The organism is Ruegeria sp. C12 (assembly GCF_056537745.1).
Map to the genome: position 1 here is coordinate 167,886 of NZ_JBQFSA010000008.1, position 21,614 is coordinate 189,499.

At 59.8% G+C, this 21,614-nt stretch carries 22 protein-coding genes; 13 read left to right on the forward strand and 9 right to left on the reverse strand.

The annotated features are described in order from the left end of the window. Positions 1-61 precede the first annotated feature (61 nt). The 3 genes from cpaB to ACR0C9_RS16335 form a co-directional block, all read right to left on the reverse strand. Positions 62-940: a Flp pilus assembly protein CpaB gene (gene cpaB / locus ACR0C9_RS16325; RefSeq protein ID WP_170454253.1), complete on the reverse strand. Its 879-nt coding sequence runs from the start codon at positions 938-940 to the stop codon at positions 62-64. Between the two features lie 270 nt (positions 941-1,210). Further along, positions 1,211-1,552, reverse strand: coding sequence for a hypothetical protein (locus ACR0C9_RS16330; protein ID WP_170632696.1), 342 nt, complete (start codon positions 1,550-1,552; stop codon positions 1,211-1,213). A 273-nt stretch (positions 1,553-1,825) separates the two neighbouring features. Beyond that, positions 1,826-2,056 carry a hypothetical protein gene (locus tag ACR0C9_RS16335; RefSeq protein WP_170632898.1) on the reverse strand — a complete coding sequence of 77 codons (231 nt, stop codon included), beginning with the start codon at positions 2,054-2,056 and terminating at the stop codon, positions 1,826-1,828. Positions 2,057-2,409: 353 nt separating this feature from the next. Here ACR0C9_RS16335 and ACR0C9_RS16340 point away from each other — a divergent pair, with 353 nt between their 5' ends. Next, a complete protein-coding gene (locus tag ACR0C9_RS16340; RefSeq protein ID WP_480781470.1) occupies positions 2,410-3,276 on the forward strand; it encodes a lytic transglycosylase domain-containing protein in 867 nt (288 codons plus the stop codon). A 43-nt stretch (positions 3,277-3,319) separates the two neighbouring features. On the opposite strand, the gene ACR0C9_RS16345 is transcribed toward ACR0C9_RS16340, so the two are convergent. From ACR0C9_RS16345 to ACR0C9_RS16355, 3 genes are all read right to left on the reverse strand, one after another. After that, positions 3,320-3,946 (reverse strand): CoA transferase subunit B, encoded by a 627-nt coding sequence (locus tag ACR0C9_RS16345; RefSeq protein WP_170520578.1) that lies wholly within the window; start codon positions 3,944-3,946, stop codon positions 3,320-3,322. Continuing rightward, a complete protein-coding gene (locus ACR0C9_RS16350) occupies positions 3,946-4,650 on the reverse strand; it encodes a CoA transferase subunit A (RefSeq protein WP_170454246.1) in 705 nt (234 codons plus the stop codon). Before ACR0C9_RS16350 ends, ACR0C9_RS16345 begins: the two co-directional genes overlap by 1 nt. Before the next feature lie 87 nt (positions 4,651-4,737). Beyond that, on the reverse strand, positions 4,738-5,166 hold the full coding sequence (locus ACR0C9_RS16355; protein WP_170623737.1) for a VOC family protein: 429 nt from the start codon (positions 5,164-5,166) through the stop codon (positions 4,738-4,740). 65 nt (positions 5,167-5,231) lie between these two features. Here ACR0C9_RS16355 and ACR0C9_RS16360 point away from each other — a divergent pair, with 65 nt between their 5' ends. Further along, entirely contained in the window at positions 5,232-5,816 is a 585-nt protein-coding gene (locus ACR0C9_RS16360; RefSeq protein WP_170623735.1) for a TetR/AcrR family transcriptional regulator, read from the forward strand. Here the strand turns inward: ACR0C9_RS16360 and topA are convergent. The 3 genes from topA to tldD all read right to left on the reverse strand — a co-directional run bounded on the left by topA (position 5,813) and on the right by tldD (position 11,400). Further along, positions 5,813-8,443 carry a type I DNA topoisomerase gene (gene topA / locus ACR0C9_RS16365; protein WP_480781471.1) on the reverse strand — a complete coding sequence of 877 codons (2,631 nt, stop codon included), beginning with the start codon at positions 8,441-8,443 and terminating at the stop codon, positions 5,813-5,815. The two genes, ACR0C9_RS16360 and topA, sit on opposite strands and share 4 nt — an antisense overlap. A gap of 163 nt (positions 8,444-8,606) precedes the next feature. Next, complete coding sequence (gene dprA, locus ACR0C9_RS16370; RefSeq protein WP_170520587.1) at positions 8,607-9,740, reverse strand: DNA-processing protein DprA; 1,134 nt, start codon at positions 9,738-9,740, stop codon at positions 8,607-8,609. 238 nt (positions 9,741-9,978) lie between these two features. Next, positions 9,979-11,400, reverse strand: coding sequence for a metalloprotease TldD (gene tldD, locus ACR0C9_RS16375; protein ID WP_480580262.1), 1,422 nt, complete (start codon positions 11,398-11,400; stop codon positions 9,979-9,981). Positions 11,401-11,576: 176 nt separating this feature from the next. Between tldD and coxB the strand changes: the two genes are divergently transcribed. The 11 genes from coxB (at position 11,577) to ACR0C9_RS16430 (ending at position 21,597) form a co-directional block, all read left to right on the forward strand. Further along, on the forward strand, positions 11,577-12,488 hold the full coding sequence (gene coxB / locus ACR0C9_RS16380) for a cytochrome c oxidase subunit II (RefSeq protein ID WP_170454235.1): 912 nt from the start codon (positions 11,577-11,579) through the stop codon (positions 12,486-12,488). Positions 12,489-12,573: 85 nt separating this feature from the next. Next, positions 12,574-13,530 (forward strand): heme o synthase, encoded by a 957-nt coding sequence (gene cyoE / locus ACR0C9_RS16385; protein WP_170454233.1) that lies wholly within the window; start codon positions 12,574-12,576, stop codon positions 13,528-13,530. Next, positions 13,527-13,688 carry a hypothetical protein gene (locus ACR0C9_RS16390; protein WP_170454231.1) on the forward strand — a complete coding sequence of 54 codons (162 nt, stop codon included), beginning with the start codon at positions 13,527-13,529 and terminating at the stop codon, positions 13,686-13,688. The genes cyoE and ACR0C9_RS16390 overlap by 4 nt, the downstream gene beginning before the upstream one ends. Then, positions 13,688-14,263, forward strand: a complete 576-nt coding sequence (locus tag ACR0C9_RS16395) for a cytochrome c oxidase assembly protein (RefSeq protein WP_170454229.1) — start codon at positions 13,688-13,690, stop codon at positions 14,261-14,263. The genes ACR0C9_RS16390 and ACR0C9_RS16395 overlap by 1 nt, the downstream gene beginning before the upstream one ends. Positions 14,264-14,285: 22 nt before the next feature. After that, positions 14,286-15,101, forward strand: a complete 816-nt coding sequence (locus ACR0C9_RS16400) for a cytochrome c oxidase subunit 3 (protein ID WP_170454227.1) — start codon at positions 14,286-14,288, stop codon at positions 15,099-15,101. A gap of 156 nt (positions 15,102-15,257) precedes the next feature. After that, positions 15,258-15,935 carry an SURF1 family protein gene (locus ACR0C9_RS16405; RefSeq protein WP_170454224.1) on the forward strand — a complete coding sequence of 226 codons (678 nt, stop codon included), beginning with the start codon at positions 15,258-15,260 and terminating at the stop codon, positions 15,933-15,935. Next, on the forward strand, positions 15,932-17,320 hold the full coding sequence (gene thrC, locus ACR0C9_RS16410; protein WP_170454222.1) for a threonine synthase: 1,389 nt from the start codon (positions 15,932-15,934) through the stop codon (positions 17,318-17,320). The genes ACR0C9_RS16405 and thrC overlap by 4 nt, the downstream gene beginning before the upstream one ends. Further along, positions 17,317-18,579 (forward strand): M16 family metallopeptidase, encoded by a 1,263-nt coding sequence (locus ACR0C9_RS16415; RefSeq protein ID WP_480626807.1) that lies wholly within the window; start codon positions 17,317-17,319, stop codon positions 18,577-18,579. The genes thrC and ACR0C9_RS16415 overlap by 4 nt, the downstream gene beginning before the upstream one ends. Further along, the gene (locus tag ACR0C9_RS16420; RefSeq protein WP_170454219.1) at positions 18,579-19,163 is read left to right on the forward strand and encodes a GNAT family N-acetyltransferase; all 585 of its coding nucleotides are present in this window, start codon (positions 18,579-18,581) and stop codon (positions 19,161-19,163) included. Before ACR0C9_RS16415 ends, ACR0C9_RS16420 begins: the two co-directional genes overlap by 1 nt. Before the next feature lie 161 nt (positions 19,164-19,324). Beyond that, positions 19,325-20,143, forward strand: a complete 819-nt coding sequence (locus ACR0C9_RS16425) for an MBL fold metallo-hydrolase (RefSeq protein ID WP_170454217.1) — start codon at positions 19,325-19,327, stop codon at positions 20,141-20,143. A gap of 38 nt (positions 20,144-20,181) precedes the next feature. Continuing rightward, on the forward strand, positions 20,182-21,597 hold the full coding sequence (locus tag ACR0C9_RS16430) for an FAD-binding oxidoreductase (protein WP_480781472.1): 1,416 nt from the start codon (positions 20,182-20,184) through the stop codon (positions 21,595-21,597). The last annotated feature ends 17 nt before the right edge of the window (positions 21,598-21,614 follow it).

Consider the following 21,614-nt stretch of genomic DNA (forward strand, 5'->3'; position numbering starts at 1 on the left):
TAACAAAAAAATGAGCCGCGCGAATGGCGCGGCTCGTAACCTGTAACGCTCTGAATTGACGTCAGTTTGTGCAGGGGATCTGGGTTTCGAACGTATCGCCGCCACGGCGGATGCGCGTGGTGCAAATCTGTTCCTTGGCGACTTCTGGTGCAGGCGCCGTCTCTTCGATGCCCAAGAGCTTTCGCTGGTCGACTTCGATCGCAGTTGCAACCGATTCATCGCTAACCCCTACAAGGGCAAGAGAAAGCCGGCCCGTGTTTTGTGCCTGAGCCAATGCAGCGACCTGTTCCGGTGTGGCTGCAACGGTGACAGTTCGTGCAATCGTTGTCCCTGTCACATCTGAACCTGTGCTTTGGTCCACGGCAACAAGCTGAATGCTCGTCTGAATCAAGCGCGTGATCCCGCCGGTGTTCCCTTCGGTCGTACCGCTGGAGCCGGTCCAGTAAATGTCCACGTTGTCGCCAGGGCGCAGAAAACCCGAAACGCCGGATGCCACATCAACGCTGATGGCAAAAGCGCGCATTCCTTTTTCAAGGCGAGACGTCAGCCCGGCCTTCTCACCAGGTTCGGTGACCTTAACGGCCAGAATGGCCTCGTCTTTTTCCATTGTTCTCAGAATAAAGCGCTCTTGAGGGCCGGTCTCTGGGAACAGTGCCGCAATTTCAGTGAACGTGCCTTCCGGGATCGCGTTTTCGGGCCAGTCGACGGCACGCACATCTTCCTGTGTCAGGCGCTCACCATATTTCAGAGGTCGATTCGAAACGTATACCGTCACCGTTGGAACAACTTCGACCTGAGCATTCGCCAGCGCTTCGGCCGCAGCCTGCTTCTGGCGGGCGAGTTCATTCTGGTACTCGGCAATATAGTTGCGCGCCATGTAAACCGCGCCCCCGGCCAAAGCCACCCCGACAATCAGAACAAGTCCGAATACCGCTCGCATGTATGCACCTCATAATTTCGTCGGTCAAAAAGTTAGCGACAGTATCGCGACTTTTGAACAGCATTATTCCTAAACTGCAATTGTGTCGAAATGTGGGACAAAATTGCCAGCAACAGCGGATTTTTACTATTCGTCTACAGGATTGCAGCCGAACCTAGGAGGAAGAGCAGTCGCAACTTCGGTTGGCGGGGTGCGCGAAAAACGACCGTCAAAGCCACGCTATCAACGGTCGTATTAACACGTTCATATTCTGGGAATTTGTGTCAGGCTTTAGCCGTCGCCACCTACAGTTCCGCCACCTGAAGACGATCCTCCGCTGGAACTGCTGCCCGAAGAAGACCCGCCGCTGGAGCTACCACCAGATGATCCAGCCCCTGAGCTTCCGCCAGCGGTGCCGGCAACGGTGATACCGCCGGCATTGTCGTTGTCACCAGTGCTAATGGTTGCGCTTGTTAGGGCTGTGTTCACATTCCCGCCGAAGTCGTCCGTCGCAGTGGAGATAGCAAAAAACAATGCCGAGCCCAGCCCAATGATCATGGCGGTCAACACAACCCAATCAACGGTGATGGCACCTTCTTCTTCTCTCGAAAATCGGTTAACGAATCTGAGCATGTTTCCTCTCCGCCCTCTCAGTTCCCGAGAGCCCAATAGCCCTATTTCCGGGTGCAAGTTTCCTGGGTTCATTTTAGCGTGATGTCAGTGGCGGAAATGCGGCCAAAGATTGAATTTCACGCCTTAGTCCGAGGATTGCCGGATTTCTCACTTTGAGCCGTCAGAAAAAGAGACCCTTGCGTGCAAAGCCCAGCGTGCATCTTATTGATGTTTGTGCACCAACAAAAAAACCGCGCCAAACTGGCGCGGTTTGTTTTTTTGCGAAGCGCTGGCTTAGTTGCTGCCAGCCGTGGTGATGCCGCCTTCTGCGCCGGTGTTGTCGCCGGTCGAGATGGTCGCTGCGTTCAGAGCGGTGTTCACGTCAGTCGCCAGGCCGGTCGCGCCGCCTTCGATCTGGTTGTATGCAACGGCTGCCAGGCCGATGACTGCTGCGGTCAGAACAACCCAGTCAACTGTTACTGCGCCGTCTTCGTCTTTGCGGAAGTTCTTGAAGAACTTGATCATGTTACGTCCCTCCTAAAGGATCAAAATAAGTCTGTTAAACCTTGGCGTGTTTCAGAGCTTTCTCTCTCAGTCCGCTCCAGTCCGTCTCGGTATGCATCTATGTTTGCCCGTTGCGCGTGGCAGGAATTGGGCCAAACGCATATTTTTTTTCGTCAACCTTAACTTTTTAGATACGATTTGCGTAAAGCATTGAAATACAAGAGATAAAAATACAAACAATCGATGTGATACAGGGGTGGGCGGTGCAAAATTGCGCCAAATGAGGCGAAATTGCCCCAATTCGCTTTGTTTTTCTGGCCTTGCGGGACGTTTTGAGGTTCAAATCACCTAAAAAGAGAACATGAGGCAGGCAAATGAATCTCCGGGACGCACTTACATGCGCCGGTGCACTGGTGTTTCTGGCATCTGGTGTTGCGCCCGCGGTCGCGACCGAGCCCGAACCCCGTGGCGTATACAAAAGGATCAAGGCACCACAGCCCGGCGAGCGTCGGCGCGTGACCGTGCAGATTTCACCTGAAGAACACGCAGCACGGCCCTCTGCGCCCAGCACCGGCACCGAGCTTGTGGTGCCAGAAATCATCAAACGCGCCAAGGTTCCGCCCGCCACCGCGCCTGACGCAGGCGTCAAAAGCAATCCCAAAGGGTCCTATAAGGCGTTCTGGGATCGCGTATCGCCCGAGATGGCGCAGGCTGGGGCAGGGCGTCTGGATGATGCGATCAACGCGCTGGCCGCGACCAGCGTCAGGTCCCCCCGTTTGCAGACATTGCAGAACATCGCGCAAGAGCAGGGGATCGAGATTCTGCGCTCGACCGTCGGGACCAATGTTTCGCCTGCTTTGGTTCTAGCCGTGATCGCCGTCGAATCCGCCGGGCGCGCCGATGCCGTAAGCTCCGCAGGTGCGCAGGGATTGATGCAGTTGATGCCCGCAACGGCGGCTCGGTTCGGCGTCAGCGACAGCTTCGAGCCCGGTCAGAACATTTCCGGGGGGGTGAAATACCTGAACTGGCTGATGGAAGAGTTCGGGAACGACCCGATTCTGGTTCTGGCTGGCTATAACGCGGGCGAAGGCGCGGTGCGCAAGCATAGCGGTGTGCCGCCCTATGCGGAAACGCGGGACTATGTGCCCAAAGTTCTGGCGGCGTTTCAGATCGCGCGGGCTTTGTGCACCACACCGCCCGATCTGATCTCGGACGGGTGCGTGTTTCAGACCAGCAGATAGAAAAAGCCCGCCCTGAATGGCGGGCTTTCTTTTTTAGTCTGGTTCAGTTGACCAATTGCGCTTCGGTTGCGGCGCGGATTTCGTCTTCGGTCACGCCCTCGGCCAATTCGATGATCTTCAGACCGCCCTCGACCACATCCAGAACGCCCAGATTGGTGATGATGCGGTCCACCACCTTCTTGCCGGTCAGCGGCAGGGTGCATTTTTTCAGCAGCTTGGATTTGCCGTGTTTGTTGGTGTGATCCATCACAACGATCACACGGCCCACACCGGCCACCAGGTCCATTGCGCCGCCCATACCCTTGACCAGCACGCCGGGGATCATCCAGTTGGCCAGATCGCCTTCTTCGTCGACCTCCATCGCGCCCAGCACCGCCGCAGCAATCTTGCCGCCCCGGATCATAGCAAAGGACGTGGCGCTGTCGAAATACGAGGTGCGGGACAATTCGGTGATCGTCTGCTTGCCTGCGTTGATCAGGTCGGGATCCTCTTCCCCCTCAATGGGGAAAGGGCCCATGCCCAGCATACCGTTCTCGGATTGCAGGGTGATGTCCTTGTCGCCCACATAGTTTGCCACCAGCGTCGGAATGCCGATGCCGAGGTTCACATACATGCCGTCTTCAAGCTCTTGCGCCGCGCGGGCGGCCATCTGATTGCGGTCCCAGGGCATTATGCGTCCTCCTTCTTGCGGGTGGTGCGCTGTTCGATGCGCTTTTCATGATCGCCCTGAATGATGCGGTGCACGTAGATGCCGGGCAGGTGGATCTGGTCAGGGTCCAACGAGCCGCGCGGCACGATCTCTTCCACCTCGGCCACGCAGATCTTGCCGCAGGTCGCAGCAGGGACGTTGAAGTTACGAGCGGTCTTGCGGAAAATCAGGTTGCCCGTGTCATCCGCTTTCCACGCCTTCACAATGGCCAGATCGGCAAAAATGCCTTCTTCCATGATGTAGGTTTCGCCGTTGAAGTCTTTGTGCTCTTTGCCGTCGGCAATCACGGTGCCGACGCCGGTCTTGGTGTAGAACCCGGGGATGCCCGCGCCGCCAGCCCGCATCCGTTCAGCCAAAGTGCCTTGCGGGTTGAACTCCAACTCCAACTCGCCGCTCAGATATTGACGCATGAATTCCGCGTTCTCACCGACATACGAGCTGATCATCTTTTTGACCTGCTTGGTCTGCAGCAGAATACCGATGCCGAAATCGTCGACGCCCGCGTTGTTGGACGCGAAAGTCAGGTTTTGCACGCCGGATTGTTTGATCGCATCCAGCAGCAGTTCGGGAATACCGCACAGGCCGAACCCGCCAGCCGCAATCAGCATGCCGTCCGACAGCACTCCGTCGAGTGCCTCAGAGGCATTGGCATAGATTTTCTTCATGGAAAACTCCCCCAATGACATGGTGATGCCGCAGGTTGTGCCGCCACGTCATTGGGAAGTCAATGAAACCAAAGCGCGTAGGTATTTCTACCCGGTCGGCAAAGCATCTGCGCTGTATTGTTCCGCAAAGGCGGCAGAGGGCGGGATCGGGGTGATCACGTCAATCAATACCCCGTTGGGGTCAGCAGCGATAAAGTGCCGTTGGCCGAAATCTTCATCGCAGAGCGGTTTCAGAATTCGCAGACCAGCGTGGGTCAGACGCTCGTATTCAACTGCTGCGTCGGCCACTTCAAAATTCAGGATCAGCCCGGCGGCACAGCCACGCCCAGCGGCTGGAATAGTGTCGTGATGGGCATCCAGTATCGCCAGATTGACGCTGGGGTCCGTGTCGGATTGCAGGTGAACGTACCAGTCGGCGGCAAAGGCAGGGCTGAACCCAAAGTGAGTTTGATAGAACTCGGCTGTGCCTTGCACGTCGTTTGTTTGGATGACGGGGTAATATTGTGTGGTCTTCATGTTGCGCTCCTTCAAATTTACGTACAATCTGTATGTATGTTGAAATAAACATACAGGCTGTATGTATGCAAGACAAAACTACGACACCCATACCGAATGCAGATCGTCGCGCAGCGATGCGTGCCCGGCTGATTTCACACGCCCGCGCGTTGTTTGTTGAAAAAGGGTATGCCGACACGTCGACACCCGAGATCGTGCGCGCCGCAAATGTCACGCGTGGCGCGCTGTATCATCACTTTACGGACAAGCAGGACCTCTTCCGCGCTGTTGTCAGGGCCGAGGCTGAAGCGTTGGCGCAAGCGATCGACAAAAGCGCACAGTCCGCGGGCGAGGCGCCGATGACTGCAGGCAGCATGGCGTTCTTTCAGGCCATGCGTGTATCCGGGCGGGCTCGTTTGCTACTGATTGACGGCCCCGCCGTGCTGGGACACGCGGAAATGGCAGCCATCGATGCGGGCGGCGGACGCCGAAGCCTGCACGAGGGGCTTGCGGCGGCGTTGCCGCAAGCTGATCCCTCTGAACTTGAGGCGCTGTCCGATGTCTTGTCGGCCGCTTACGATCGCGCAGCATTGGCCATTGCCCAAGGACAACCGCAAAAGCCTTATGTTCAGGTCATGACCCGACTGATCGAGGCCGCAACGCGCAGTTAAGAGCTTTTGGCCGTTGTCTTCTTGGCCGTCGTCTTTTTGGCTGCGGCTTTCTTCTTTGGGCCCGCCTTTTTCTTGGTGCCCTTCTTCGCCGCCCGCTCGTTGACCAATTCGATGGCCATCTCTTGCGTTACGTCTTCGGGCTTGATGTCCTTGGGAATGGTGGCGTTCACCTTCTCCCACTTCACATAGGGCCCATAACGTCCGTCCAGGACCTGCATCGCGCCACCATCGGGGTGCTCGCCCAGTTCCTTCAGAGGTTTGGCTGCAGCCCGGCGACCGCGCCCCGGATTGGCGCGTTTTTCAGCCAGCAGCTCAACGGCGCGGTTCATACCGATCTCGAACACGTCGTTGGGGTCTTTGAGGTTGGCGTAAACCGGCTTGGCCTCGTCGGCCAGCTGATGCATCAGGTAAGGCCCAAACCGCCCAAAGTTCGAGGTGATCATGCCGCCCTCGGGGTGTTCGCCGATCTGGCGGGGCAGGGACAGTAGGGTCAGCGCCTTTTCCAGATCCATGTCATCCTTGCTCCACCCGCGGGGCAGCGAGGCGCGCGGAGGTTTCTTGTTCTCGGGCGTCGGTTCGCCGCGCTGAACATATGGGCCGAACCGTCCGGATTTCAGCCAGATCTCGTCCCCCGCATCTTCGCCCAGCAGACGTTCCTCGCCCTCGGCCCCTTCACCTGCGATGGGACGGGTATAGTTGCATTCGGGGTAGTTGCCGCAACCGACAAAACCGCCGGTGCGTGAGGTTTTCAGGTGCAACTGGCCCACACCGCATTTCGGGCAGACACGCGGATCGGACCCGTCCTCGCGCGGCGGATACAGCTGAGGCGCAAGCGCTTCGTCCAACCTGTCCAACACTTCTGAAATGCGCAGTTCCGACGTCTCACCAATCGCAGCCGAGAAGTCGCGCCAGAACTTGCCCAGAAGGTCTTTATAGTCGCGGTCACCGGCGCTGACGTCGTCCAGTTCTTCTTCCAGATTGGCCGTGAATTCATAGCCCACATACTGACGGAAGAAATTCAGCAGGAAGATCGTGACGATCCGGCCCTTTTCCTCGGGGATCAGCCGGTTCTTGTCCTTGCGCACATATTCGCGGTCCTGAATCGTTGTCACGATTGAGGCGTAGGTCGAGGGGCGACCGATCCCCAATTCCTCCATCCGCTTGACCAGCGTGGCCTCGGTATAGCGCGGGGGGGGCTGGGTGTGATGTTGCAGCGCCAGCACGGCTTCGTTGTCGGACAGAATGGCGGCTTTATCTTCGGCTTTTGCGAACTGATCACGCAGCGACACCTTGGCGAACCGCGCCGGATCGCCCTGCATGATCTGCGGCAGGCGCTTTTCGTCGTCATCGGCCACATCGTCGCGGCCTTCTTCGTAAACGCGCATGAACCCGTCGAACAGCACCACCTGACCGGTGGCGCGCAGGCCGACCTGCCCGTCATCGCTGCCGATTTCGACCGTGGTGCGTTCCAGCCGCGCAGCGGCCATCTGACAGGCAATGGTGCGTTTCCAGATCAGATCGTAAAGTTTGCGCTGATCTTCATCCGTGACTTTCAGTGCCTTGGCGTCGCGCGACATATCCGTTGGGCGGATACATTCGTGGGCTTCCTGCGCGTTCTTGGCCTTGTTCTTATACATGCGCGGGCTGTCTGGCACATATTCGGCACCGTAGCGGTCCGCGATTGTCTCACGCGTGGCGGCCACCGCCTCGGGTGCCATGTCGATGCCGTCGGTCCGCATATAGGTGATATATCCGGCCTCATACAGCCGCTGTGCCACCTGCATCGCGTGACGTGCGCCCATGCCGAACTTGCGGCTGGCCTCCTGCTGCAGGGTTGAGGTCATGAAGGGCGCGCTGGGGTTGCGGGCCGCAGGCTTGGCCTCGACCGAGGTAACGCTCAGCGCACGGCTGGTGATCGCCTGAACCGCCAGTTCCGCCTGCGTGGCATTGGCCAGATCGTGCTTATCCAGTTTCTTCCCGGCCAGAGTGACCAGACGCGCCTCATAGGTCTGGCCGCGCGGTGTTTCGAACAGCGCGCGCACGGACCAGTATTCAACCGGCTTGAACGCCTCGATCTCCATCTCGCGCTCGACGATCAGGCGCAGGCAGACCGATTGCACCCGGCCCGCCGACCGGGCACCAGGCAGTTTGCGCCACAGAACCGGAGAGAGGTTGAAGCCCACCAGATAGTCCAGCGCGCGACGGGCCAGATACGCCTCGACCAGCGGCATGTCGACCTGACGCGGGTTCTGCATCGCCTCGGTCACTGCCTCTTTGGTGATGGCGTTGAAGGTGACGCGGCTGACCGGTGTGTCCTTTTTGATCGAGCGGCGCTTGGTCAGCGCCTCTTGCAGGTGCCAGCTGATCGCCTCGCCCTCGCGATCGGGGTCGGTGGCGAGGATCAGCGCGTTGTCTTCCTTCAGCGCGTCGGCGATGGCTTTGACATGCTTACGGCTGTCATTTCCAACCTCCCATTTCATCGAAAATTCATGGTCGGGATCGACAGATCCGTCCTTGGGCGGCAGGTCGCGAACATGACCGTATGAGGCCAGAACCGTGTAGTCGGGGCCAAGATACTTGTTGATCGTTTTTGCTTTGGCCGGAGATTCTACAACAACTACGGGCATTTAAGAGGAATCCTCGCTCGACGGGCTTTGCGCTTTGTATGGCCGTGCAAAATGTGTGCGGCAAGATCGAATTGTCAATGCGTTCCTTTGGTCACCGGCGGGGGCGCGTCGATTTGGTGCGTCTTCCGGTGGGCTAACGGCCCGTTTTGTCGCCACTTTGGCGTCAACCGGCCAAGGACAGAAGACCGCCGGGTTGGCGTTGAATCCGCCCATCCAGTTCCAGATCGACCAGAATGGGGCCGATTTCCCCTGCGGTCGCGGCGATGTCTCGGATCAACTGGTCCTCGGCAATGGGTGAGGGCCCCAGCCGCATCAGAATTTCGTTATGCAGCGCGGCAGGGTTGGAGGCTGGCTTTGGGTCGGGTGCAACCGGGGAGAGCGGTTCCCTGAACATCTCGGCGTGTTCAGGTGGCAAGGCGTCAATCACATCCTCCGCCGAGCGCACTAAAGTTGCCCCGTCGCGGATCAGCAGATTGCACCCCGCGGCGCGTGCATCAAACGGATGTCCGGGCACGGCCAGAACCTCGCGCCCCTGATCCAAAGCGTCGCGGGCCGTGATCAGGCTGCCGGATTTGGCTGCGGCTTCAACCACCACAACCGCTTGCGCCAGACCTGAAATGATCCGGTTGCGGCGCGGAAAATGCCGCGCCTGCGGGGTCACGCCGATGGGTTGTTCGGACAGGCGCAGGCCGGTTTCGGCAATGTCCCGTGCAAGATCCGTATTCTCAGCCGGGTAGATCACATCCACACCACCGGCCATAACCGCAATCGTCCCGGTATCGACCGAGGCCAAATGTGCGGACGTATCGATCCCTCGGGCCAGCCCCGAGACGATGACGAACCCTTTCTCGCCAAGCTCTTTCGCCAGCCCGCGCGCCATGCGGGCCCCCAGGGACGAGCAATTGCGCGCGCCGACCATGGCAATCGACCGCCGTTTCAGGACGGACGTATCCCCAATCGCCCACAGCATCGGCGGGGCGTCGGACAAATCGTTCAAGGCATCTGGGAAATCGGCGGACCCAAGGCACAAAAGCCGCGCTTTGGCGGCTTTTGCGGCCTTGAGCTCCGCCTCAATCACGCCGGGGGGGCAAATTTCATACCCTTCAATTCCGGCAGCGCGTGCCATTTCCGGCAGCGCGGCCAGCGCATTCTGCGCCGAGCCATGTTCGCGCAGAAGCCGACGAAACGTCGCCGGACCAACCTTGCGCGAGCGCAACAGACGGAGCCAGGAAAACCTGTCCTCTTCCGTGGTGGGTGGGAGTGGGGGGTGATTGGAAGAAAGCTGCTCTTCGGTCATCCGATGCTCCGCCTGATTGCAGAACTGGTTTACGATTGCGCGGGTTAACAGCCTGTGAATCTTGGAAAATTATACGCAATCTCTTTCGAGAAATGGCAAGAACATTCGCTAAACTGTTGAAATTTAACAAAACAAAATCTGCAGTGAATTTTTTGTCAATCGGTGGAACGCGTTGACACGAAGCCAAAAGAAAGGCGCAGGTTAACCCTGCGCCTTCCGAATAACTGGTTCGTCCGACTCAGGCGGCCGAGCCACCGACCGTCAAACCATCCATCAAAACCGTGGGCTGACCGACCCCAACGGGAACCCATTGGCCATCCTTGCCGCAGGTGCCCATCCCCGGATCCAGCGCCATGTCATTGCCCAGCCCCCGAATCCGCTTCAACGCGGACGGCCCGTCCCCGATCAGCGTGGCCCCTTTGACCGGCGCGCCGATCTTGCCGTTTTCGACCCGATACGCCTCGGTGCAGGAGAACACGAATTTGCCGTTGGTGATATCCACCTGACCGCCCCCGAAGCCAACGGCCCAGATACCGTCCTTGATATCGGCCACCAGCGCGGCCGGATCAGCCTCACCGCCCAGCATGATAGTGTTGGTCATGCGCGGCATGGGTTTGTGCGCATAGCTTTGCCGCCGCCCATTGCCGGTGGGCGCAACGCCCATCAGGCGCGCGTTCTGGCGGTCCTGCATATAGCCGGTCAGCACCCCGTCTTCGATCAACACGGTCCGCGAACTGGGCGTGCCCTCATCATCCACACTGATCGAGCCGCGACGGTCAGAGATCGTGCCGTCATCGACCACCGTGACGCCCTTCGAGGCGATCTGCTGGCCCATCAACCCGGCAAAGGCCGAACTGCCCTTGCGGTTGAAGTCGCCTTCAAGCCCATGACCGATGGCTTCGTGCAGCAGGATGCCGGGCCAGCCGGGGCCAAGCGCCACTTCCATCACGCCAGCCGGGGCAGGGACCGCATCCAGATTGACCAGAGCGATTCGCAACGCCTCGCGCGCCTTGTCCTGCCAATCGGTCGGATCCAGCAGCCCGCTTAGGCCAATGCGCCCGCCACCGCCTGCCGAGCCGCTTTCACGACGGCCATTCTGTTCGACAATCACCGAGACATTGACCCGTGTCATCGGGCGCACATCGCGCACCAGCACACCATCGGGGCGCAGAATCTCGACCTCTTGCACCTCGGCGCTGATCGAGGCGCTGACCTGCACGACGCGGGAATCAAGGTCGCGGGCGAAGGCGTCAATCTCGCGCAGGGTTTCGATTTTCACCGGAAAGGCGGCGGATTCGATGGGGTCCTCGTCCGTGTAAAGCCGCGTATTGGTGGCGCGCGGGGCCTCGGCCAGAGTACCGCCACCGTCGCCAACGGCCAGTCGCGCCGTCTCGGACGCGCGCTTTAGTGCCGGGATCGAAACCTCGGTCGAATGGGCATATCCGGCAACCTCACCTTGTACCGCACGCAGGCCGAACCCCTCGGACGCATCGTAGGATGCGGTGCGCAAACGCCCGTCATCAAAGACCAGAGCCTCGGATTTTCGCCGCTCGACAAACAGCTCTCCGTCCTCGGCCCCGGCTGTCGCGGACTGCAGTATAGACAGCGCTTCGTCATGCGGCAGAGCGTTTTCAAAGGGGCGAAACGGGGCTTGAGCCATGGGTTGGGACCTTTCGGGTTTGATCCAGATCAAAAATAGCGTCTGTTTGACGCAAGCATTTTGCTTTATCTACCAGCAGGAATATGGTTTTTAACGCGGCCAAAGACAACGGGAGAGGTGCGACCGATTCACACCTTTTCGCCAGGGACGCAAAGATCAAACGATCAGGACAGAACATGAAGAATGCTTTGATGCTTTCGGGCTTTATGACAGCCCTCTCCAGCCTTCCCGCCATGGCTCAGGAGCTTGAGATTATTGGCAAGCCGGTCGATGGCGGCCTTGGGTTCCAGCCTGCGGCCACCAGCCTTGCCGAAGGCATCCACAAGTTGGATACGATGATTCTGGTGATCATCACCTTGATCTGCGTGTTTGTGGCTGCACTGCTGGTTTACTGCATCGTGCGCTACAACCAGCGTGTAAATCCAACCCCGGCGCGGTTCTCGCACTACACCCCGGTCGAGATTGCGTGGACCTTGGGCCCGATCCTGATTCTGGTCTTTATCGGTGCCTTCTCGCTGCCGGTGCTGTTCAAGCAGCAAGAGATTCCCGAAGGCGACATCACCATCAAGGTGGTCGGGAACCAGTGGTACTGGACCTATGAATATGTCGATCACGATTTCGCGTTTGACAGCTATCTGCTGGGTCATCCGGCCACGCTGGACGAAGGTGCGCGGCCTGCGGATGCAGACGTCACTCCGTTCGTGCTGGACGATGCGATGCGCGCCAAGCTGGCCGACTCGGGCTATAGCGATGATGAGTGGCTGCTGGCCACCGACACTGCCGTGGTTGTTCCGGTTGGCAAAGTTATCGTGATGCAAGTCACCGCCTCGGACGTGATCCATTCGTGGACCATCCCGTCCTTCGGCGTGAAGCAGGACGGCGTGCCCGGACGTCTGGCCGAGCTGTGGTTCGAGGCTGACAAGGAAGGCATCTATTTCGGTCAGTGCTCGGAACTGTGCGGCAAGGACCACGCTTATATGCCGATCACTGTGAAGGTCGTCAGCGAAGCGGCCTATGAACAGTGGCTGCAAGGCGCGATCGACGAATATGCGGGCCTGCCGCAAAGCTATCAGGTTGCTTCGAACTAAGCACTGTGCGGGCAGGGCGACCTGTCTGCAATAAACAGCCAGCTGCGCGGTGGATCGCGCAGCTTTCGCCGCAAAAGGACCAGGAATGACCGACGCAAGCATCAATGCCAGCGCAACGACCGCACAGGCGCACGCGGATGAGGCCAGCTTTGGCGATTACTTCGCCCTGCTGAAGCCCCGCGTCATGTCTCTGGTCGTGTTCACGGCCTTGGTCGGTCTGCTGGCAGCTCCGGTTGCGGTGCACCCCTTCGTGGGTTTTTGCGCCATCCTGTTCATTGCCATCGGCGGCGGAGCCTCGGGCGCGCTGAACATGTGGTGGGACGCGGATATTGACAGGGTGATGAAGCGCACCAAGAACCGCCCGATCCCTTCCGGCAAGGTAGAAGAGGGCGAGGCGCTGGCAGTTGGGCTGGCCCTGTCCGGTCTGTCGGTAATCATGCTGGGCCTTGCGACCAACTGGTTCGCGGGTGCGTTTCTGGCCTTCACCATCTTTTTCTACGTGGTCGTCTATACGATGTGGCTGAAGCGCACGACGCCGCAGAACATCGTGATCGGCGGCGCTGCGGGTGCGTTCCCTCCGGTGATCGGCTGGGTTGCGGCAACCGGGTCGATGTCGATCGAGCCCTGGCTGATGTTTGCCCTGACTTTCATGTGGACACCGCCGCATTTCTGGGCGCTGGCGTTGTTCATGCGCTCGGACTATGACGACGCAGGCGTGCCGATGCTGACCGTCACGCATGGTCGTCGCGCAACACGCTGGCATATTCTGGTTTACACCGTGCTGCTGGCCCTGCTGGCAGTCGGCACGTCCTTCTCGGGCATTGGCGGCCCGGTCTATCTGACCGTCGCGCTGGTGCTGAACGCGCTGTTCCTGCGCGGCGCATGGCAGATCGCGCGCCGGACCGAGGACGATTCCGAGGCAGACAACTTCAAAGTCGAGCGTGGGTTCTTCAAGCTTTCGCTTCTCTACCTCTTCCTGCATTTCGGGGCTATTCTGGTCGAAGCCCTGCTGAAACCTTACGGCTTGGGAGGCTGGTCATGAGCCTGCGCAAAAGCCACGAACTGCATAAACGCCGCTTTGGCCGCAACCTTGGGGTCGGCCTGACCTTGGCGGCGTTCATCGTGATCATTTTTGGCCTGACGGTCGTGAAAGTGTCGGGCACAGACTTTGGCATGGCGACTGAGGAGGTACAGAACTGATGGCATTGACCGGCCCGCAGAAGACGGTTGCACAAACGGTGGGTGTGGTTGTCCTGATGGGCAGCCTGGCCTGGGCCGCTGTCCCCTTCTACGACTGGTTCTGTCGCGTCACTGGGTTTGGCGGCACCACCGGCGTGGCCGAAGCGGCCCCCGAAGACATCCTGGACCGCACCGTCACCATTCGCTTTGATGCCTCAAAGGCCAAGGGCATGGCATGGGAGTTCAAACCGGTTGAACGTGAGATGGAAGTGCGCATCGGCGAGACTGGTCTGGCCTTTTATGAGGCCTACAACCCGACCGACCGCCCCATCGCGGGGCAAGCGTCGTACAATGTGGCGCCATATTCGGCCGGCGGCTATTTCCAGAAAATCGCCTGTTTCTGCTTTGAGGAACAGGTGCTGCAACCGGGCGAGCGGGTAGAGATGCCCGTCAGCTTTTTCGTCGATCCCGAGATGGTCGAGGATCTGGAAGCGAAATATGTGCATACGATCACTCTGTCGTATACATTCTACGAAATTGACCTGCCCGAGGGCTTTGCCGCCCTGGACGCGCAGACCGATACAAACACGAACTAACGCCTTTAGGTGAGGGACACTGATGGCACACGCAAAAGACCATGATTACCACATTCTGAACCCCTCAATCTGGCCGCTTGTCGGCGCGATTGGGGGCTTTGTGATGCTGTTCGGAGCCGTCCTGTGGATGCACGGCATCACGCCATGGATGTTCTGGGCCGGTTTGGTGGCTGTTCTTTACACCATGTTCGCCTGGTGGTCCGAAGTGGTGGTCGAAAGCCGCCAGGGCGATCACACGCCGGTCGTGCGCATCGGCCTGCGCTATGGCTTCATCCTGTTCGTGATGTCCGAGGTGATGTTCTTCTTTGCCTGGTTCTGGTCGTTCTTCAAACATCGCATGTACCCGATGTACGACTATGCAGGCACTGAATACATCCAGCCGGATATCCATGCGGTTGACCCGTTCCACCTGCCGCTGATCAACACTCTGGTCCTGCTGCTGTCGGGCTGTGCGATCACCTGGGCGCACCACGCGCTGGTGCACGACAATGACCGCAAGGCGCTGATCAACGGTCTGGCCATTGGTATCGTTCTGGGCATCGCCTTCACCGCGCTGCAGGGTTTCGAATATTATGAATTGCTGGCGCATGAGGACTGGAAGTTTGGTGGCGACCAGTTCTACTCGAACTTCTTCATGGCGACCGGTTTCCACGGCGCGCATGTGATCATCGGCACGATCTTCCTGTCGGTCTGTCTGATCCGCGCGCTCAAGGGCGACTTTACCCCTGAAAAGCACGTGGGTTTCGAAGCTGCCGCCTGGTACTGGCACTTTGTTGACGTCGTCTGGCTGTTCCTGTTCTTCGCCGTCTACATCTGGGGCCAGGCCCCGCTGATGTAACACCGGTCAGGTGATCCAATTGCAAAAGCCGCCCTTCGGGGCGGCTTTTTCTCTGTTTGGGGCGCAAGATTGCGCCCGATACAATTGCGTGGTTGCAATCCGGCCCGCGCCGCCCTTAACAAGACGCCGGTTCCTGCAATGAGGTTTGCCCCCGCCATGCGCCGCTTTTTGTTTCTGCTGATCTTCGGCCTTGCCGGTCTGGCCGTGCTGGTGTCGCTGGGCGTGTGGCAGGTGCAAAGGCTGGCATGGAAACAGGGCGTGCTGTCCGAGATTGAAAGCCGCATTTCAGCCGACCCTGTGGCGCTGCCGCAGCAACCGTCTGAAGGCGCTGACAAATATCTGCCGGTCGTCGTCGAGGGCGAACTGGAGCCGGGCGAGATTCACGTTCTGGTTTCGGTCAAACAGGTCGGGGCAGGGTACCGCATAATCCAGTCCTTCAGCACGCAGGGCCGGACCATTCTGGTAGATCGCGGATTTGTGCCGACCACGGCGAAACAGACCGACCGCCTGACCGGGCCTATGCAGATCACCGGCAATCTGCACTGGCCCGACGAGATCGACAGTTACACGCCCGAGGCTGATATCGACGCCAACATCTGGTTCGCCCGCGACGTGCCCAATCTGGCCGCTGCTTTGGGGGCAGAGCCTGTCTTGCTGATCGCCCGGTCGCAAACCGACCCCGGCATCACGCCCTTGCCCGTCAGCACGACCGGCATTCCGAATGATCATCTGCAATATGCAATCACCTGGTTTGGTCTGGCTCTGGTCTGGGCCGCGATGACCGGGTACTTCCTGTGGCGCAGCCGTGCCAATTCTGAAAGTGACGCGACATGAAATACATCTCGACCCGTGGGCAGGCGCCCGAACTGAGTTTTGAAGAGGCGATGCTGACCGGGCTGGCCCGTGATGGTGGCCTGTACCTGCCCGCCGAGATCCCGGTGATGTCGCAGGATGAGATCGCAGCGCTGGCCGGGCTGCCTTATGAGGAAATCGCATTCCGGGTGATGTGGCCTTATGTCAGCGGGTCCTTTGCCGAGGATGAGTTCAAGGACATCATCGCCCGTGCCTATGAAGGTTTCGGCCACGACGCCCGCGCGCCGCTGAAGCAGTTGAACGAGAACCACTTCCTGCTGGAGCTGTTCCACGGGCCGACGCTGGCCTTCAAGGATTTCGCCATGCAACTGATCGGTCAGCTGTTCCAGGTCGCCCTGAAACGGCGCGGCGACCGTGTGACCATCGTGGGCGCGACCAGCGGCGATACCGGCTCGGCCGCCATCGAGGCGTTCCGGGGGCTGGACGCGGTGGACGTGTTCATCCTGTTCCCGCATGGCCGCGTGTCCGAGGTACAGCGCCGTCAGATGACGACACCCGCCGACAGCAATGTTCATGCACTGGCCGTAGATGGCGATTTTGACGATTGTCAGGCCGCCGTGAAAGATATGTTCAACGATTTCGACTTCCGTGACGGGGTCAAGCTGGCCGGTGTGAACTCGATCAACTTTGCCCGCGTGCTGGCGCAGGTGGTGTATTATTTCTCGGCAGCCACAAGCCTGGGCGCGCCGCATCGCAAGGTCAGTTTCACCGTGCCCACTGGCAATTTCGGCGACGTTTTCGCGGGCTATATCGCCAAACGCATGGGCCTGCCCATCGACCGTCTGGTGGTGGCGACGAACCAGAACGACATCCTGCATCGCTGCCTCTCGGGCGAGGGGTATTTCAAGGGCGACACTATCCCCTCGATCAGCCCGTCGATGGATATTCAGGTCAGCTCGAACTTTGAGCGCGCGCTGTATTACGCCTATGGCGAGGATGGCAGCGCTGTGGCGCAGTTGATGGATGAACTCAAGAATGGCGGCTTCAACGTCAGTCAGGGCGCGATGGAGGCGCTGCGCGAGAATTTCGACTCTGGTCGCGTGTCCGAGGAGGAAACGCTGGCGACGATCAAATCCACGCTGACCCGTAGCGCCGAGCTGGTCTGCCCGCACACCGCCATTGGCATCAAGGTGGCCGAGGATCACCGCGCGGCGGACGTGCCGATGATCACGCTGGCCACCGCGCATCCGGCGAAATTCCCGGCGGCGGTCGAGACGGCGAGCGGCGAACATCCGCCTCTTCCATCCCGCATGTCTGATCTGTATGAACGTCCGGAACGGGTGACGCGGATTGCCAATGATCTGGGCGCCCTTGAGGATCATATCAGAAGGCATATTGCTGAGTGACAGTCAGACAGGACCAGCTGAAGAACGGCTTTCGTATCGTCAGTGAACATATGCCGGGGCTGCAATCGGCGGCCATCGGCATCTGGGTGACCGCCGGCGGGCGGCATGAGCGGATCGAACAGAACGGCATCGCGCATTTCCTTGAGCACATGGCGTTCAAGGGAACCGAGCGCCGATCCGCGCTGCAAATCGCCGAAGCGATCGAGGATGTGGGCGGCTATATCAACGCCTATACCTCGCGCGAGGTCACGGCCTATTACGCGCGTGTGCTGAAAGACGACGTGGCGCTGGCGATGGATGTGATCGGCGACATCGTGCTGAACCCGGTTTTCGACCCGCGCGAGATTGAGGTTGAGCGTGGTGTGATCCTGCAGGAGATCGGTCAGGCCTATGACACGCCGGACGATGTGATCTTTGACTGGCTGCAGGAGCAGAGCTATCACGACCAGCCTTTGGGCCGGACCATTCTGGGCCCGACCGAACGGGTCAGCGCCTTCTCGCGTGAGGATTTGTCGGGTTTTGTGGCCGAGCATTACGGACCCGAGCAGATGATCCTGTCCGCGGCGGGTGCCGTGGATCACGATGCGCTGATGAAACTGGCCGAAGAAATGTTTGGCCATCTGCAACCGCGCAAGGGTTTGATCCCCGAAGCGGCCCGTTTCACCGGCGGTGAGGCGCGGCAGGAGAAAGAGTTGGAGCAGGCCCATTTCGCGCTGGCGCTGGAAAGTCCGGGCTACCGCGACGATGCGATCTATACGGCGCAGATTTATTCGACGGCCTTGGGCGGCGGCATGTCCTCACGCCTGTTTCAGGAGGTGCGAGAGACACGCGGGCTGTGCTATACGATCTTTGCCCAGACCGGGGCCTATGCCGACACCGGCACGACCACGATCTACGCCGGAACTTCGGCCGATCAGGTGGGCGAACTGGCGACGATCACAATTGATGAGATGAAGCGCGCGGCCGAGGACATGAGCCCCGAAGAGGTCGCCCGCGCCCGCGCCCAGATGAAGGCGGGGATGCTGATGGGGCTGGAAAGCCCATCGAACCGCGCGGAACGTCTGGCGCGTCTGGTGCAGATCTGGGGAAGGGTGCCCTCGCTTGAGGATACGGTCGCCAAGATCGACGCGGTCAGCACCGAGGATGTATGTGCCTTTGCCGAGAAGATGGCGGTGCAGGCCCCGGCGGCGCTGGCGCTGTATGGCCCCGTTTCGGGCGCGCCGTTGCTGGCGGAATTGCAGGAGAGGCGTGCGGCGTGATGCTGTTGGGCAGACGCAAGCTGAAACTCGAAACCGAGCGCCTGAGCCTGCGCCCGCCCGTCCATTCCGACTTCAACAACTGGACCGCGCTGCGACGATCCTCGAAAGATTACCTGACCCCGTGGGAGCCGATCTGGGCCAAGGACCATCTGAGCCGGAAATCTTTTACCAATCGCGTCTACTGGGCGCAGCGCTCGGTCGCCAGCGGCACCGCCATTCCGCTGTTCCTGTTCCGGCGTGAAGATGACGTGCTGTTAGGCGCAATCACGCTGGACAATATTCGTCGCGGCCCGGCGCAAGCGGGCACGCTGGGGTATTGGACCGGGCAGGCATTCGCACGCCGTGGTTACATGCGCGAGGCCATTGGGGCGGTTGTTCATCACGCTTTCACGCGTTTGGATCTGAGCCGGATCGAGGCGGCCTGTCTGCCGGAAAACGCGGCCTCTCGGGGGTTGTTAGAAAGCTCGGGGTTCAAATATGAAGGCGTGGCGCAGTCTTATTTGCAGATCAATGGGCGATGGCGGACGCATGTTCTGTACGCGAGTCTTCGATCGGATCGGCGCGGCAAGACGGACGCGGGGTAAGGGGGCGCTGCCCCCGTCGCGGCAGGCCGCGACTCCCCCGGGATATTTTTGGCCAGATGAACAAGGGGCATGTCGCACAAAAGTTGGCACCTGATTTGTGCCGTTCTGACATGCACAACTAAAGCGCATGACTTGGGGGCGTTCTGCGCTACACTCTGGGTATGCGCTGGTTGGTTGCGGCATTGATGGTGATTTCGGGCGGGGCCGCAGCGCAAGAGCGGCGGCCGAGCCATTGCATCGCCATTGCGGATGCAGCTCCGGGGATCGCGTATATCCACAAGGCGGCCTGGCAGGACCCTGTGCCTGAGTTTTCGGTCCGGATCAGTTATGTCGCCCATGCGTCTTTTCTGATCCAGACGCGCGGCGGATTGAACGCAGTGACGGATTTCACCGGGTTCATCGGTGGTGCCGACCTGATCCCGGACATCGTGACCATGAACCACGCCCACAGCACCCATTGGACGGCCCACCCGGACCCCGCGATCCCGCATGTTCTGCCGGGATGGGGCGAGTTCGGTCAGGGCATCGATCACTACCTTGATCTGGGTGAGATGCTGGTGCGCAATGTTTCGACCGATATCCGCTCGGTCTATGGTGGGGTTGAGGAGCAGGGCAACTCGATCTTTGTGTTCGAGGTTGAGGGCTTGTGCCTCGGCCATCTGGGGCATCTGCACCACGTGCCCTCGGACGAGCAATTCGCGGCGCTGGGGCGGTTGGACGTGGTCATGGCGGCGGTGGATGGGGGTACGACAATGCCATTGCCCGACATGATTTCGGTGCTGAGGCGGCTGAAAAGCTCGGTCATCATCCCGATGCATTGGTTTTCCAGTTTCTCGCTGGATCGGTTTCTGGTCGATATCCGCAATGAGTTCCCTGTTGTGCGTGAAGGCACGTCCGAAATCACCGTATCGTTGCGCACGTTGCCTGATCGGCCAACCGTTGTGGTGCTTGAGCCGGAATATCTGATTGATCTGGAATAAGGCTTGTGGGTGCCGTGCACCTTGGGCAATGAAGAGCAATGACCCTGAACCCCGCTGATGACCATCTTGCAGACCTGATCCGCTCAACCGTGGGGATCGATGTGCTGCGCCCGATTTCAGAGCGATATCTGGAAGAACCGCGTGGTCGGTTTTCCGGGCAGGCGGGCCTGTTGGCCCTGCCGCATTCGGTCGAAGAGGTTTCCGCTCTGGTCCGGCTTGCGTCCAATCAGGCGGTGCCCGTTCTGCCCTATGGCGGCGGTACAGGTCTGGTCGGGGGGCAGGTGATGCCCGACGGGCCGCCCCCGTTGGTGATCTCATTGGAACGCATGACCGCGATACGTGAGGTCTATCCCACCGAGAATGTCATGATCGCCGAAGCAGGCGCTGTGCTGGCCGATGTGCAGGCGGCGGCCGAGGCGGCGGGCCGGTTGTTTCCTCTGGCCTTGGCGGCGCAGGGATCGTGCCGGATCGGTGGCAACCTTGCGACCAATGCCGGTGGGGTCAATGTGCTGCGCTATGGCAACGCCCGCGATCTGTGTCTTGGGCTTGAAGCCGTGCTGCCAAGCGGTGAGATCTGGCATGGTCTCAGCCGGTTGCGGAAGGACAACACGGGCTATGATCTTCGCAATCTGCTGATCGGGTCCGAAGGCACGTTGGGGATTATCACGGCGGCGTCGCTGAAGCTGTTCCCGCGCCCCGCGGCGACCGGGACTGCGATTTTTCAAGTTGCCTCACCCGAGGCCGCGATCGACCTGCTTGGTGTGGCGCGCGATCAGGTGGGTGAGACGGTCAGTACGTTTGAGTTGATCCACAGGCAGGGGCTGGACTTCTTGACCGAGGTGTTGCCGGATGTGCGCCAGCCGTTTGACACGCCGCCGGATTGGTCCGTTCTGATCGAGCTGGGCCTGCCTGCCGGGCAAGACCCATACGATGCTTTGGAGGCCCTGTTCAGCGCTGCAAGCGCAAGGGGTTTGGTCAATGACGGGGTGATCGCGCAAAGCGAGGCGCAGCGTCAGGAGCTTTGGGCGGTGCGGGAAAACATCCCCGAAGCAAATCGCTTGATCGGTTCGGTCTCCAGCCACGACATCTCAGTGCCGATTTCGGCGATCCCCGAGTTCATTCAGCATGGGGCTGAGATTATCGGGGCGCTGGGGCCGTTCCGGATCAATTGCTTCGGTCATCTGGGCGATGGCAACCTGCATTACAACGTGTTTCCCCCCAAGGGGCAAAGCCGGGCAGATTTCGCCGAAGACCGCATGCTGGTTAAACAGGCGGTGCACGATCTCGTGCATGCGTTCGAAGGATCTGTCAGCGCGGAACATGGGATAGGTCGGCTAAAGACAGAGGATCTTGAGCATTTCTCTGACCCGACGAAACTGTCTGCCATGCGGGCGATCAAGGCGGCTTTGGACCCAAAGGGCATCATGAACCCGGGCGCTGTTCTAAAGATGTGATCACGGCCCAGCCGGGA